This window comes from Methylocystis sp. Uni0008 (genome assembly GCF_056838045.1).
Genome location: NZ_CM166370.1, coordinates 1,021,532 through 1,034,608, shown reverse-complemented (window position 1 = coordinate 1,034,608; position 13,077 = coordinate 1,021,532). Strand labels below are relative to the sequence as shown.

Here is a 13,077-nt window from a genome sequence, read left to right as displayed (position 1 = left end):
CCCCTCGCCTAAAGGAAAATCGCCGCCTCAATGCGCTCCTATCTGGACTTCGAAAAGCCTGTCGCAGAACTCGAAACCAAGGTCGATGAATTGCGCGCGCTGGCCGAAAACGGCGAGGCCGTGTCGATTGGCGAGGAGCTGAACAAGCTCCAGGCCAAAGCCGCCAAGGCGCTCGCCGATCTCTACGCCGGCCTCACGCCCTGGCAGAAGATTCAGGTGGCGCGGCATCCGCAGCGGCCGCATTTTTCGGATTACGTGCGGCGGCTCGTCGACGAGTTCACGCCGCTCGCCGGCGACAGGCTGTTTGGCGAGGACTCCGCGATCGTCGGCGGCTTCGGCCGCTTTCGGGGCGAGCCGATCTGCGTCATCGGCCAGGAGAAGGGCTCCGACACCGCCAGCCGTCTGCATCACAACTTCGGCATGGCGCGGCCGGAAGGCTATCGCAAGGCCGTCCGCCTGATGGAGCTCGCCGACCGGTTCGGCTTGCCGGTGGTTTCTCTTGTCGACACGGCGGGCGCCTTTCCGGGCATCGACGCCGAAGAGCGTGGCCAGGCCGAGGCGATCGCCCGCTCCACCGACGTATCGCTCTCGCTCGGCGTGCCCAACGTCGCCGTTGTGGTGGGAGAAGGGGGGTCTGGCGGCGCGATCGCGATCGCCGCCGCCAACAAGGTGCTGATGCTCGAGCATTCCGTCTACACCGTGGCGTCGCCCGAAGCCTCCGCCTCGATCCTGTGGCGGGACTCGGCGAAGGCGCAAGAAGCGGCGACCAGCATGAAGATCACCGCGCAGGATCTGCTGAAGTTCGGCATCATCGACCTGATCGTCACCGAGCCGCCGGGCGGCGCCCATCGCGATCCGGAAGCGGCCATCGGCGCAGTGGGCGACGCGCTCGCCAAGGAGCTTGCGGATCTGGCAAATTACTCGCGAGAGCAGCTGAGACACGCCCGCGCCGACAAGTTTCTGGCCATGGGCCGGAAACTCGAAGAGAAGCGTTAAGGTAAATTCCAGAAGATTGACGCTAAACGCGCATGGACGCGGGATTCTCGCTGATTCGGACACGTTCTCGTCCCATTGTTCGTTTTGTGTAGTCACGCGCGGCGGCCTCGCATCTGAGGTTATCGCGGCGGCGGCTGCGTCGCCGGAGGGGACACCATGATGACTCGAGGCATAGCGCCTGCGCTGGGGCTTGCCGTCCTGGCCGCCTTTGCGCTCTCGGCCTGCGAGCAGAGCGGTCTCGCGCATCGTTCGCTCGCGCCAATCCCCGCCGAGACCGTCGCCCTCATGGAGCAAGCCGGCACGTCCAAGGAAGCGCCGATGCTGATCCGCGCCTACAAGAAGGAAGCGGAGCTCGAAATCTGGAAGATGCGGCCCGATGGCCGCTACGTCCATCTCAAGACCTATCCGATGTGCCGCTGGTCGGGCCAACTCGGACCCAAGCGCCGTCAGGGCGATCGCCAGGTGCCGGAGGGCTTTTACGCCATCGGCCCGGCGCAGATGAATCCGAACTCGAATTATTATCTGTCGTTCAACGTCGGTTATCCGAACGCGCTTGACCGCGCCCTCGGCCACACCGGCGGCGACATCATGGTGCATGGCGCCTGCTCCTCGGCGGGCTGCTTCTCCATGACCGACAAGCAGATCGCCGAGATCTACGCCATCGCCCGTTCGTCCCTCGCCGGCGGTCAGCGCGCGATCCAGATGCAGTCCTTACCCTTCAAGATGACGGCGGAAAATCTCGCCAAGCATCGTCTCGATCCGAACATCGACTTCTGGAAGCAGCTCAAGGAAGGCTCCGATCATTTCGAGGTGACTTTGCAGGAGCCGCAGGTCGCCTTCTGCGATCGGCGCTACGTCTTCAACGCCGCCGGCGCGGCGCAACTCGATCCCAACGCCGCCTGTCCGCCGCTCAAGCAGGATCCGGAGATCGCCCAGGCCGTGGCCGAGAAGAGATCGAAGGACGAGGCCAAAATCGCCGAACTCGCGCAGAGCGGCATGAAGCCGGTCCGCGTCGTTTACGAGGATGGCGGCCAGCACCCGGCCTTTGCGTCGCGCGTCGCCGAGGTCAGCCGGCCCGAGACGATTGTTCCGCCGACGGAAATCGCCCTCGATGAGAAGTCCAGCCGCGCCGCCGGCAAGGCCGCCGTCCAGCTCGCCGCCAAATCGCCGGTCGTGACCGTCGCGGCGGCCAAGGCCGCTGACGAAAGCCGGCAGACCCCACGCGTCGTCGCGCTCGCGCCGATGCGCGGCGACCGTCACGAAATGTCCGCTCTGGCCGCTTCCGACCCGAGCCCTACCAACGGCGTGAAGAAATTATCGCGTCCCCATAAGGACGCCGCGGCGGCAGACATTCCCAAGCCGCCGGCCTCGATCGGCGTCAGGAGATCCGCCGCCGTTCATTCGTCCAGATCTTTTTAGTCATCTCAGATCCTTCGAGCGAACTTAAAGCCGCGCCCTGGCGCGGCTTTCTTTTCTCGCGGCCGCGGCGCTCCGGGTAAAACTGCGGCTTCGCTATTCGCCCAAATTTGATCTTGACTCTTGTGCGCCGCAGCAATATAACAGTGCGACGCAGCGAGAGTTGTCTCGCTTCGTAGCCCTCCTTGGGCGTTTCCTCCCTTGACTTGGGCCGCTGGTTCTCCGGCGGCCCTTTTTTACGCCATAAGGTGGAAAAAAGAGCCGGAAACGCCGTTGTTCGCCAGTCCCGCCGGCCGCTCATCGTCGCTATAGGCGTCCTTCGCCAGGGCGAAAGGTTCGCCTTCTTCGCGCAGAACGGTCGCATAGTGGAATTCGTGCCCACGCAGGCGAGCGCCGGCGCCGCCCAGCGGATGGTCCGCCGCCAGTCTTGCGCGCCGATAGCCGAGATGCAGCTTCCTCCGGGCGAAGCTCGTTTCCAGTTCGAGCAGGCCCGCCATTTCATGCGCCTCGCCGGCGGCGTCGATCAGCGCGCGGCCGAGAACCATGTAGCCGCCGCATTCGCCGTGAACCCACCGCTCCTTGGCGAAACGCCGGAGACCCTGCATGAAGCGGCGCGCTGCGGACAGCTTGCCGGCGTGCAGCTCCGGATAACCGCCCGGCAGCCAGCAGAGATCGCAATCCTCGGACGGCGCTTCGTCGGCGAGGGGCGAAAAGAAGCGGAGCTCCGCGCCGGCCTCGCGCCAGCTCTGCGCGAGATGCGGATAGAAAAAGGAAAAGGCGTCGTCGCGCGCGACCGCGATGCGCTGCGCGGGCGCCACCCTCCCCTTGACGGGGAGGGTCGCATTGCGAAGCAATGCGGGGTGGGGTGAAAGTTCACCCCCTCCCGTCGGGCTTCGCCCGACGACCTCCCCCATCAAGGGGGAGGTGTGGGCCGTGGCGGCCGCGACGATCGCCGCCACATCCACATGCGCTTCCACGAAATCCGCGAGCGCGTCGAGGCGCGCGTCGAGTCCTTCCGTCTCGCCGGCCTGCACCAGACCGAGATGGCGTTCGGGCAGCATGATTTTCTCGTCGCGCGGCAACGCGCCGAACACCGGCATGCCGAGCGCCTCGATCGCTTCGCCGGCGAGCGTGCGATGTCGTTCGGAGCCGACGCGGTTCAGCACCACGCCCGCCACTGTCACGCGCGGATCATGCGCGGCGATCCCGCGCACGATCGCGGCCGCGGTCTGCCCCTGGCCGGAGACGTCATGAACGAGAACGACCGGCCAGCCGAGCAGGGCGGCGATGTCGGCGCTGGCGCCGACGCCTGCCACGCCACCCGGCGCGCCATCGAAGACCCCCATGGCCCCCTCGGCGATGACGATGTCGGCGTTTTCGCTCGTGCGCGCGGCAAGACTCGCGATCAGATCGGCGTTCATCGCCCAGGAATCGAGGTTTACGCTCGAACGCCCCGTCGCCGCCGCGTGAAAGGCGGGATCGATGTAGTCAGGCCCGCATTTGACTGGCGCGACGCGCAAGCCGCGCCGCGTCAGCGCCCGCATCAAGCCGAGGGTCAGCGTCGTCTTGCCTGACGACGAACGAGCGGCGCCGATCAGCAGGCCGGGCGCGTTCACCTTTCGCCTCTCGGCCGAAAGCGCCGATCATAGCCCGCATCATACAGCGCACTCTCGCGGAAATCTTCGCTCGCGAGCGCCGGTCCGACGAGAATGAGCGCCGTGCGCTCCATCGGCGTTTCGGCGGCGCGCGCTTCGATGTCGGCGAGCGCGCCGCGCACGATCCGCTCGTCCGGCCATGAAGCGCGGTAGACGAGGGCGACGGGGCAGCCGCCGCCGTAATAGGGAGTCAGCTCCTCGACCACCTGCGCGAGGACATGGATCGAGAGATGGATCGCGAGCGTCGCGCCGGATTGCGCGAATGTCGCGAGCCTCTCGCTCTCGGGCATGGACGACGCGCGCCCCGAGGTGCGCGTCAGCACCAGCGATTGCGCGACTTCGGGCAGGGTGAGTTCGCGCTTTAAAGCCGCGCTCGCCGCCGCGAAGGCCGGCACGCCCGGCGTCATCGTGTAGGGGATCTGCAGCGCATCGAGGCGGCGCATCTGCTCTCCGACGGCGCTCCAGATCGAGAGGTCGCCGGAATGCAGCCGCGCGACGTCGAAGCCGGCGTCATGCGCCTTCTGCATCTCAGCGATGATGTCGTCGAGCGACAGCGGCGCCGTGTCGACGATGCGCGCATCTTGCGGACAATGCGCCAGCACGCCGGGAGGCACGAGCGAGCCCGCGTAAAGACACACCGGACATCGCGCGATGAGATCGCGGCCGCGCAGAGTGAGCAGATCGGCGGCGCCTGGGCCAGCTCCGATGAAATGCACGGTCATGAATCTTCCTCTTCGACGCGTTTCGCCAGAGCGCAGGCGGCGACCGGCGTCATCACGCGCGGCGCGACAAGCCGGCTGTTCGGTCCGGCGCCGACGAGCGCCGCAGCCTCGGCGACGCTGCCGACGCCAAACAGCGCCTGCACGCGCGGCGAATGCGTCGCCGACGGGCCCTTGCGTGCGCGCAGTTCGGCAAGTGGCAGAAAGACGAGTTCGACGCCGAGCTCGCGCGCGGCGTCGTGCAGCCCGGCTTCCTGCGCCTTGCTTTCGAGGGCGCAGAGTTTTGCATCGCGTAGATCGACGTCATGCGTCTGCGCGACGCGGCGCACGAGTTCGACGACGTCCTGCGCCGCGACGCCGCGCCTTGCGCCGAGTCCGAAGGCGTAGCGCGCTGTCATCGCTTCACCGCGCGCCATTGCATGACCGCCATCGCGGGGTCGAGCGCATGAAAGCGCCCGATCGGGCGCGCATGCGCGATCTGTAGATGAAGCAGCTCGCCGCCCTTGTCGCGATATGCGTCGGCGAGGAGCGCCTGAGTTTCGATCGTCACGGCGTTGACGACGATGCGCCCATACCGGGGGAGGGCGTCCCAGGCGGCGGCAAGCGTCGCCGCATCGGCGCCGCCGCCGATAAAGATCGCCTGCGGCGTTTCGAGCCCGGCAAGCGCCTGCGGCGCTTCGCCATCGACCACGCGCAAGTCCGGAACGCCGAGCGACAGCGCGTTGCGCGCGATGCGCGCCGCGCGTGCCCCATCGCGCTCGATGGCGATCGCGCGGTTAGCGGAATCGCTCAGCATCCATTCGATCGCGATCGAGCCAGCGCCCGCGCCGACGTCCCAGAGCAATTCGCCCCTGCGCGGCGCGAGCGCCGAGAGCGTCAGGGCGCGAATGTCGCGCTTGGTGAGCTGCCCGTCATGCTCGAACCAGTCGTCGGGAAGACCCGGCGTCAGCGGAATGACTGGCGCGTCGCCATCAGCTTCCACTTCGATGGCGACCGTGTTGAGCGGCGCAATGTCGTCGAGCGCGAATGCGTCGGCGCGGGCGTCGCGCACGCGCTCATGCGGACCGCCGAGCCGTTCAAGCACATGAACGCGCGAACCGCCCATGCCGCGTTCGACGAGATGCCGCGCGAGGCGCGCGGGCGTCGTTTCGTCCCAGGAGAGCGCGAGGAGCCGCGCGCGCGGCTGCAGATGCGGCGTGAGGCGCTCGAAGGCGCGCCCGTGCAGCGAGAGTAGCGCGCAGTCCTGCTGGCTCCATTTGAGCCGCGCCGCCGCGAGCGAAAAAGCCGAGGGCACCGGAATGCAGAACATTTCGTCGCGCGCGACATGGCGCGCGACGAGATCGCCGACGCCGTAGAAGAAGGGATCGCCTGAGGCGAGAACGACGGTGGGCTTGCCGCGCTGCGCGAGAATGCGCGGCATCGCGTCGGAGAGCGGCGACGGCCACTGCAGTCTCTCGGCTGGCGCGTCGATCATGGCGAGATGGCGCGCGCCGCCGACGATCAGCGAGGCTCGCGCGATGAGCGCCCGCGCCGCGGGCGTCAGCGCCTCGGCGCCATCCTCGCCGACGCCGATCAGCGACAGCCATGGCGTGTTCATGTCGCCTTCCGCGACGTATAGACCCAGTCGCGGGCGCCCTCGCGCGCGATGCGGCGCGTGCCGCTCGCGCCGATCACGACGAGCGTCGACATGTCGACCTTCTCGCTCTCCGCCTCGTCGAGCCGCGTCAGAATGATTTCTTCATTCTCGCGGCCGACGGATTTCGCGAGCCCGACGAAGGTTTCGCCCGGAAGATGGCGGCGCAGCAGCGCGAAGGCGTCAATGATGCGCGTCGGCCGCGCCCGCGACGCGGGATTATATAGCGCGATGACGAAGTCGCCCTGCGCGGCGTGTTCGAGCCGCTTGGCGATCACGTCCCATGGCTTGAGATTGTCGGAGAGCGAAATCGCGCAGAAGTCGTGACCGAGCGGGGCGCCAAGACGCGCCGCCGCCGCCTGCATCGCCGAAACGCCGGGCAGCACGCGAATGTCGAGATCGCGCCATTCGCGCGGGCCGCCGTCGACCGCCTCGAACACCGCAGCCGCCATCGCGAAGACGCCAGGGTCGCCGCCAGAGACAACGGCGACCCGGCGTCCTTGCGCGGCGCGCGCGAGCGCCTCCCGGGCGCGGTCGATTTCGACGCGATTGTCGCTAGCAAGCCGCATCTGGCCCGCGCGCTCCGGAACGCGCGCCACATAAGGCGCATAGCCGATGATGTCCTGCGCCTCGCCGAGCGCGTCTTGCGCTTCGTGCGTCAGCCATCGCGCGTCGGCCGGACCGAGGCCGACGATGTCAAGCGCGCCGCTCAAGGGCGCCGGCCTCGCCCCGGCACCAGCGCCATCGAGAAATAGGGCGCGTCATCGTCGCGCTTGTCGGTAAAGCGCATGATCTTCTCGCCGGGCATCGCGCCGCGTTCGACATAGATCGCGCGGTCGATGACGCCGGCGCGAGTCATGGCGCGGCGCAGCTTGGCGAAATTGCCGCCGAGCTTCATCACCACGGCGGCGTCAGTGGCGGACAGACGAGAGGCGAGGGAATCTTCGTCGAGCGTCGCCGGCAGAACGGTGAGAACGTCGTCGCCCCAGGCCATCGGCTGGCGCGCAGCTGCGAAACAGCCGGACATGCCGGAGACTCCGGCGCAAATCTCGATGCGGAAGCGCGAGTCGAGCCGCGCGAACATATGCATGAATGAGCCGTAAAGCAGCGGATCGCCTTCACAGAGCAGCGTCACGTCGCGGCCGGCTTCGAGCACGGCGCGAATGCGCATCACGCAGTCTTCATAGAATTGCTGAAGCGACTGAACATATTCCGGCTGATCGAACGGGATCTCCGTCGTCACCGGATAAAGCAGCGCAATCTCTTCGCAGCCGGGCGACAGATAATGCGCGGCGATCGCGCGCGCGTGACTCGCGCGTCCGCGCTTGGCGAAAAAGGCGACGACCTTCGCGGCGCCGATGAGGCGCGCGGCCTTGACGGTCACGAGCTCGGGATCGCCGGGACCGAGGCCGACGCCGATCAGCGCCCCCAGCGCCGCGACGCCCTCATGCGATGTCGATGCGAGCGCGTTCATTCCTGCTCGCTCGCCAGCGCATTGATGGCGGCGGCGGCCATGGCGCTGCCCCCCTTGCGGCCTTTCACGATGACGAACGGGACTCGCCCGTCCTGGCGCAGCGCCTCCTTGGATTCCGCGGCGCCGACGAAACCAACCGGCATGCCGATGATCGCGGCGGGCGGCAGCGCGCCTTCGTCGATCATTTCCAGAAGGCGGAACAGCGCCGTCGGCGCATTGCCGATCGCGACCAGCGCGCCGTCGAGGCGGTTACGCCACAGCTCCAGCGCTGCGGCGCTGCGCGTATTGCCGATCTCCGCCGCGAGGGTCGGCACGCGCGGTTCGAGCAGCGTGCAGACGACCTGATTTTCTGCCGGCAGGCGCGAACGCGTCACGCCATGCGCGACCATGTTGGAGTCGCATAGAATCGGCGCGCCCCTTTGCAGCGCGTCGCGCGCCGCGGCGACGAAATCGGGCGAGAACTCGATGTCGTCCGCGACTTCCACCATGCCGCAAGCATGGATCATGCGCACCGCGATCTTTTCCTGCTCCGGCGTGAAACGCGCGAGATTCGACTCCGCGCGAATGGTCGCAAAGGAGCGCGCATAGATCTGTGCGCCGTCGTGGATATAGTCGAAGCGGCTGTTCATTGCGGTCTTTCGTTCGCGCGCGCGGAAAGTTCGCGAACGACGTCCTCAAAAGTCAGCGACCTGAGGCGCGGCGCGCCATCGGCGCCGGCGTTCTCGATAAGGTCAAACCCGTCGGCGCAGGCAAGCAGCGTGACCGGCGAGGCGCTCTGCCGCGCGCAGCCTTTGGCGCAGCCCGAAAGATGCACCCCGACGCCGTCGGCGCCGACGATCTTTTGCGCGAGCGGCGCGAGATCCATGACATGCGCGCGCGTCTCGCCGAGCGCCTGGGGACATTCCGGCGCGCCGGGACAAGCGATGACCGCGAGGCGCTTGTCGTCTGGCGCCGTGATGAGATCGTGCTTTCGCGCGCAGGAGACGACGCGTCGCGCAGCGTCTTCGTCATGCGTGACGATCAGCAAGGCGCGCCACGGGGTCAGGCGCAATTCGCCTGTTCCTTCGTTGCGCGCACAATCGGCCGCCGCGTGAAGTTCATCTGCGCGCCAGCGGCCGAAAGGCGCGCCGACGCCCGCGTAAGCGACGGCGCCGCGGCGTTGCGCCCCGAAAATATGCGCGCGCGGCGCTGGGGCGCGCGCTTCCTTGGAGACGCGCATGACGAGACCAGACGCGCGCGCCAGCGCTTCAGCGCCAAGCGCTTCGACCAGTGTGCGCACGCGTCTGAATCGATTTGCATGCTGGTCGCGCAGCTCCACAAAGGCGCGCGCCAATCGCAGCGCAACGTCGAGCGCTCGTTCAGCGTCGACGAATATCGCCCGATCGGGGACCTCGGCGATGCGGACCGCGATCTGTCCGTTTGCGGCCGCTTCTATGCGGATGTCGGCCTCGACGTCGGCAAGCGACAGCGCGCCGCCGTCATCGAGCAGAAAAAGAGATTTCGGCGGCAGCGCACGCAGCGCCGCGTCGCGCTGCAATTCGGCGGCGAGCTCCGCCGCCATCGCGTTGGCGTCGAACAGGCCGGGAATCAGACCGGCGAGCGGCGACGCGATGATATTGGTGACGCGTTCGGCGTCCGCGTTCTGCGGAAGCATGCCGATGCCTTCAAGCCGGCGCAGCGCTTCGGCGATCGTCGCCTCGCTGATGCCGCGCAACTGCAACTGAGCGCGCTGCGACAGATCGATCAACCCATTCCCGCAGGCTTCCGCAGTTCGCGCGATCTCCCGCGCCTGGGCCGCGTCCATGCGAGAGCCGACCGCCTTGGCGCGGATCAGCAACCCGTCGCCGCTCGGCATGGGCGCGAAAGCTCCAGGACACCAGCCTTTGATTTCAGGCCTCGGCTGCAAAACGCCCTCCCTCTTGGCGTTCGATAGCGCTTAAGGCGTCGCGCACGCTGTTGCGTTGCGTATTCCACAAGCCGCGCGCGAGCGCTTCGCAAAAAACGCGCGCGATCGCCTCCAGCGCGCGGGGATTTTCTCCGGCGAGAAAATCACGGGTCGCATCATCGCCCAAGGTCGCGTTAAAAGCGAGATCGAATTGCGCGTCGCTAATGAGGCCGCTTGTCGCGGCGAAAGCATAGAGATTATCAATCGTTTCAGCGATTTCGCCGGCGCCGCGGTGGCCATGCCGCATCTGGCCTTGCAGCCATCGTGGATTTGCGAGTCGCATGCGCAGGACGCGCGCGATCTCATCTTTGAGCGCTCGCGTGCGCAGGCGATCCGGCCGCGTCGCGTCGAGATGCAGCAGGTCGGCCGCGCCGCCTAGCATCGCGTTGGCGGCGGCGAAGCCCCCTTCACAATCGGCGAAAGCCGGCCCGATCAGGACGTCGACCTCCGCCATGTCCTGAACATGGACATGCGCGTCAGCAACCGCGACGCGCGCGCTGAAGGCCGCGACGGCTTCGTTGCTTTCGCCCGAGCGATTATAGGCGTGACCGGCGGCGGAAAGATAAGCGCGCGCAAGATCGTCGCGGTTCGACCACAGGCCGCGGACCACGCGATCGCTCACGCCAAGCCCGTAAGTTCCGTCGGCGGCGCCGAAGACACGACGCAGATCGTCGGCGGTCTTAAGCGGATTGAACGCGGGGTCTTCATCGAGCGCGGCGACGGCGCGCACGGCGTCGTCGAACAGCGCGATCAGGTTGGGGAACATGTCGCGAAACAGTCCCGAAACCTGCAGCGTCACGTCGACGCGCGGAAAGTCGAGCCGCGCTTGGGGCAGGATTTCGAAGCCGATGATGCGGGCGCTTGCGGCGTCCCAGCGCGGCGCGGCGCCGAGCAGCGCGAGCGCTTGCGCGAAATCCTCGCCGCCGGTGCGGATCGTCGCGCTGCCCCAGAGATCGAGCATGATGTGACGCGGAAATTCGCCATGCTGCTGCGCATGGCGCGTCATCACTTCCGTCGCCGCGCGCCGGCCGATGTCGCAAGCCGTCTGCGTCGGCGCATGGCGCGGATCGATGCAATAGAGGTTGCGGCCAGTCGGCAGAACGTCGGCGCGTCCGCGCGAGGGCGCGCCGGCCGGGCCTGGCTCGATGAAGCGGCCTGAAAGCGCAGACAGAAGCGCCTCACGTTCGGTCCGCGCGCAGGCGTCGCGCGACGGATCGTCGTCGGCGCGGCCGTAGACATGCAGACCGTCGCCGATGCGCATCTCCTTCAGATCGCACATCCACGCGTCGAGCCGCGTCAACGTCTCGGCAATATCCATATCGCGCGAGACGCCGCATTCCGCGGCAAGGCCGCTGCGATCGGCTTCGTCGATGATCGCGCCGGCGATGAGTTTGGCTCGGCGCGCGTCGAGCGCGTTCGCTGTCGCGTATTCGTCGAGCAGCGTTTCGATCTTCGCCGCCGCGTCGAACAGTTCGGCGTCGACGAGCGGCGGCGTCAGATGGCCGATCGTCACGGCGCAGGCGCGGCGCTTCGCCTGCGCAGCTTCGCCTGGATCATTGACGATGAACGGATAGATGAGCGGCGTCGGTCCGAGCGCGGCTTCCGGCGCGCAGGACTCGGACAGCATGACGGATTTGCCGGGAAGCCATTCGAGCGTGCCATGCGCGCCGAGATGAATGAGCGCGTCGATCCCTCGCACATGCCGCAGCCAGAGATAGAAGGCGAGATAGGAATGGCGCGGCGGGCGCTGCACGTCGTGGTAGGTCTCGTAGCGTTCGGCGCGCGCGCCGCGGTCGGGCTGCAGCGCGACGATGAGCCTGCCGGCGTTGAGGCAAGAAAATCGGAAGGCGCCGTCGACGGCTGCCGGATCGTCCTGCGGCGCGCCCCATGCAACATTGACGCTCGCCACGAAGTCGGCGGGAAGAGCGGCGAGCCAGCCTCGGTAATCATCGAGCGAAATTTCGATCGTTTGTGCGGCGTCTTCGAGGGCGCGGATCGTCCTCTCTGCGGGCGCCGCGCCAATGTCATATCCCGCTTCGCGCAGCCCCGCGACGATCTCATGCACGCTCGCTTCCGCGTCGAGACCGATGGCGTAGCCGCCGCGGCCGCGCCGCGCCGGATAGTCGGAGAGAATGAGCGCGAGGCTCTTTTCTCGATTGGGCTTGCGCCGCAGCCGTGACCAGCTCAGCGCGAGGTCCGCGACGAAGTCGATGCGCGATTGCTCCGGCGCGTGATGCGCCTCGCTGAATTGCGCCGCGCGGCGCAGCGGCGCTTCCTCCTTGAAGGAAATCGCGCGCGTGAAAATGCGTCCGTCGACTTCCGGCAGAACGACATTCATCGCGAGATCGGCGCCGTTGGCCCCGCGCATCGAAGCCGCCCACGCGTCGCGCGAGGCGGTCGCGAGCGCAACCTGCAGCACCGGCGCGTCGGCGAGATCGAGAACGCTTCCCCCATCGCGCCGCGCCGAAAACGCGGTGGCGTTGAGAATGACGTCGGGCGCGAAAGCTTCGAGCGCGCGCGACATGAAGGCTTCGCTTTCAGCTTCCTTCAAGCTCGCGACATAAAGCGCTTCAACGGCGAAACCCCGCTGCGCCAGCGCCTCGGCGAGCGCGACGATCGGCGCGACGTCGTCGGCGAGGAACATGGCGCGATAGAAGACGATCGTCGCCCGCAAGACGCCGCCCGCGCGGCACGCGGCCTCGAACCGCCCGGCGCTGCCGACGGGAGCGCTTTCGCGCCACGGCGCCGGATGGCCGGTGAGCGTCGCGGCGTAGCCGAGGAATGGTCGCAGATTGTCCGGCCCGCCGTCCTGAAAGAAGCGCCAGATACGATTGAGCGTCTGCGCATCGAGCGTCGACGCCTGCTTCAGCCGCGCGTCGTCATGGGCGTCGCCGGGCACAATCGCGAGCGCGATTCGATTGGCGCGCGCGAGCGCCTCGAGTTGTTCGACGCCATAGGCCCAATAGTCCTTGCCACCGAGCAGCCGAACGACGATCAGCCGCGCATGTCGCGCCACGGCGTCGAGATAGAGATCGACGGAGTAGGGGTGCTTCAACTGCGCGAGCGACGCGCAGCGCAGGCTCGGAAGCGTCGCGCCGCTTTGCTCATAGAGCCGCGCGAGCAGCCCCAGCTCCGAATCCGAGAAGGACAGGAACACAATGTCCGCGGGCGACTGTCCGAGGTCGACCGCCGCGCCGGCGTCGTCGAGATTATGGAGATCGCGCGGGAGAAGATGCATC

General features: G+C 67.4%; 11 protein-coding genes. 2 read left to right on the top strand and 9 right to left on the bottom strand.

Going from position 1 to position 13,077, the window contains the following annotated elements; genetic code table 11:
* Positions 1–30: 30 nt before the first annotated feature.
* Both AC0X69_RS05120 and AC0X69_RS05115 read left to right on the top strand, forming a co-directional pair.
* Entirely contained in the window at positions 31–996 is a 966-nt protein-coding gene (locus AC0X69_RS05120) for an acetyl-CoA carboxylase carboxyltransferase subunit alpha (RefSeq protein WP_482611915.1), read from the top strand.
* A 156-nt stretch (positions 997–1,152) separates the two neighbouring features.
* Complete coding sequence (locus AC0X69_RS05115) at positions 1,153–2,415, top strand: L,D-transpeptidase family protein (protein ID WP_482611913.1); 1,263 nt, start codon at positions 1,153–1,155, stop codon at positions 2,413–2,415.
* A gap of 233 nt (positions 2,416–2,648) precedes the next feature.
* Here AC0X69_RS05115 and AC0X69_RS05110 read toward each other — a convergent pair whose 3' ends face one another.
* From AC0X69_RS05110 to cobN, 9 genes are read right to left on the bottom strand one after another with little or no spacing between them, the layout of a single operon-like run.
* Complete coding sequence (locus tag AC0X69_RS05110; protein ID WP_482611911.1) at positions 2,649–4,028, bottom strand: cobyrinic acid a,c-diamide synthase CobB; 1,380 nt, start codon at positions 4,026–4,028, stop codon at positions 2,649–2,651.
* On the bottom strand, positions 4,025–4,789 hold the full coding sequence (cobM, locus tag AC0X69_RS05105) for a precorrin-4 C(11)-methyltransferase (RefSeq protein WP_482611909.1): 765 nt from the start codon (positions 4,787–4,789) through the stop codon (positions 4,025–4,027). Before cobM ends, AC0X69_RS05110 begins: the two co-directional genes overlap by 4 nt.
* On the bottom strand, positions 4,786–5,184 hold the full coding sequence (locus tag AC0X69_RS05100) for a cobalamin biosynthesis protein (protein WP_482611907.1): 399 nt from the start codon (positions 5,182–5,184) through the stop codon (positions 4,786–4,788). Before AC0X69_RS05100 ends, cobM begins: the two co-directional genes overlap by 4 nt.
* Positions 5,181–6,383, bottom strand: a complete 1,203-nt coding sequence (gene cbiE / locus AC0X69_RS05095; protein ID WP_482611905.1) for a precorrin-6y C5,15-methyltransferase (decarboxylating) subunit CbiE — start codon at positions 6,381–6,383, stop codon at positions 5,181–5,183. The genes AC0X69_RS05100 and cbiE overlap by 4 nt, the downstream gene beginning before the upstream one ends.
* Positions 6,380–7,132, bottom strand: a complete 753-nt coding sequence (gene cobJ / locus AC0X69_RS05090; protein ID WP_482611903.1) for a precorrin-3B C(17)-methyltransferase — start codon at positions 7,130–7,132, stop codon at positions 6,380–6,382. Before cobJ ends, cbiE begins: the two co-directional genes overlap by 4 nt.
* Entirely contained in the window at positions 7,129–7,893 is a 765-nt protein-coding gene (locus AC0X69_RS05085) for a precorrin-2 C(20)-methyltransferase (RefSeq protein WP_482611901.1), read from the bottom strand. Before AC0X69_RS05085 ends, cobJ begins: the two co-directional genes overlap by 4 nt.
* Positions 7,890–8,522, bottom strand: coding sequence for a precorrin-8X methylmutase (locus tag AC0X69_RS05080; RefSeq protein ID WP_482611899.1), 633 nt, complete (start codon positions 8,520–8,522; stop codon positions 7,890–7,892). Before AC0X69_RS05080 ends, AC0X69_RS05085 begins: the two co-directional genes overlap by 4 nt.
* Positions 8,519–9,799 (bottom strand): precorrin-3B synthase, encoded by a 1,281-nt coding sequence (gene cobG / locus AC0X69_RS05075; RefSeq protein ID WP_482611897.1) that lies wholly within the window; start codon positions 9,797–9,799, stop codon positions 8,519–8,521. The genes AC0X69_RS05080 and cobG overlap by 4 nt, the downstream gene beginning before the upstream one ends.
* Positions 9,783–13,076, bottom strand: a complete 3,294-nt coding sequence (cobN, locus tag AC0X69_RS05070) for a cobaltochelatase subunit CobN (RefSeq protein ID WP_482611895.1) — start codon at positions 13,074–13,076, stop codon at positions 9,783–9,785. Before cobN ends, cobG begins: the two co-directional genes overlap by 17 nt.
* Position 13,077 lies beyond the last annotated feature (1 nt).

Excerpts from the sequence above, each read along its gene's own strand:
- cobN (WP_482611895.1), bottom strand. The coding sequence starts at position 13,076 with ATGCATCTTCTCCCGCGCGATCTCCATAATCTCGACGACGCCGGCGCG.
- AC0X69_RS05100 (WP_482611907.1), bottom strand. The coding sequence starts at position 5,184 with ATGACAGCGCGCTACGCCTTCGGACTCGGCGCAAGGCGCGGCGTCGCG.
- AC0X69_RS05115 (WP_482611913.1), top strand. The coding sequence starts at position 1,153 with ATGATGACTCGAGGCATAGCGCCTGCGCTGGGGCTTGCCGTCCTGGCC.
- cobM (WP_482611909.1), bottom strand. The coding sequence starts at position 4,789 with ATGACCGTGCATTTCATCGGAGCTGGCCCAGGCGCCGCCGATCTGCTC.
- AC0X69_RS05120 (WP_482611915.1), top strand. The coding sequence starts at position 31 with ATGCGCTCCTATCTGGACTTCGAAAAGCCTGTCGCAGAACTCGAAACC.
- AC0X69_RS05080 (WP_482611899.1), bottom strand. The coding sequence starts at position 8,522 with ATGAACAGCCGCTTCGACTATATCCACGACGGCGCACAGATCTATGCG.
- AC0X69_RS05085 (WP_482611901.1), bottom strand. The coding sequence starts at position 7,893 with ATGAACGCGCTCGCATCGACATCGCATGAGGGCGTCGCGGCGCTGGGG.
- cbiE (WP_482611905.1), bottom strand. The coding sequence starts at position 6,383 with ATGAACACGCCATGGCTGTCGCTGATCGGCGTCGGCGAGGATGGCGCC.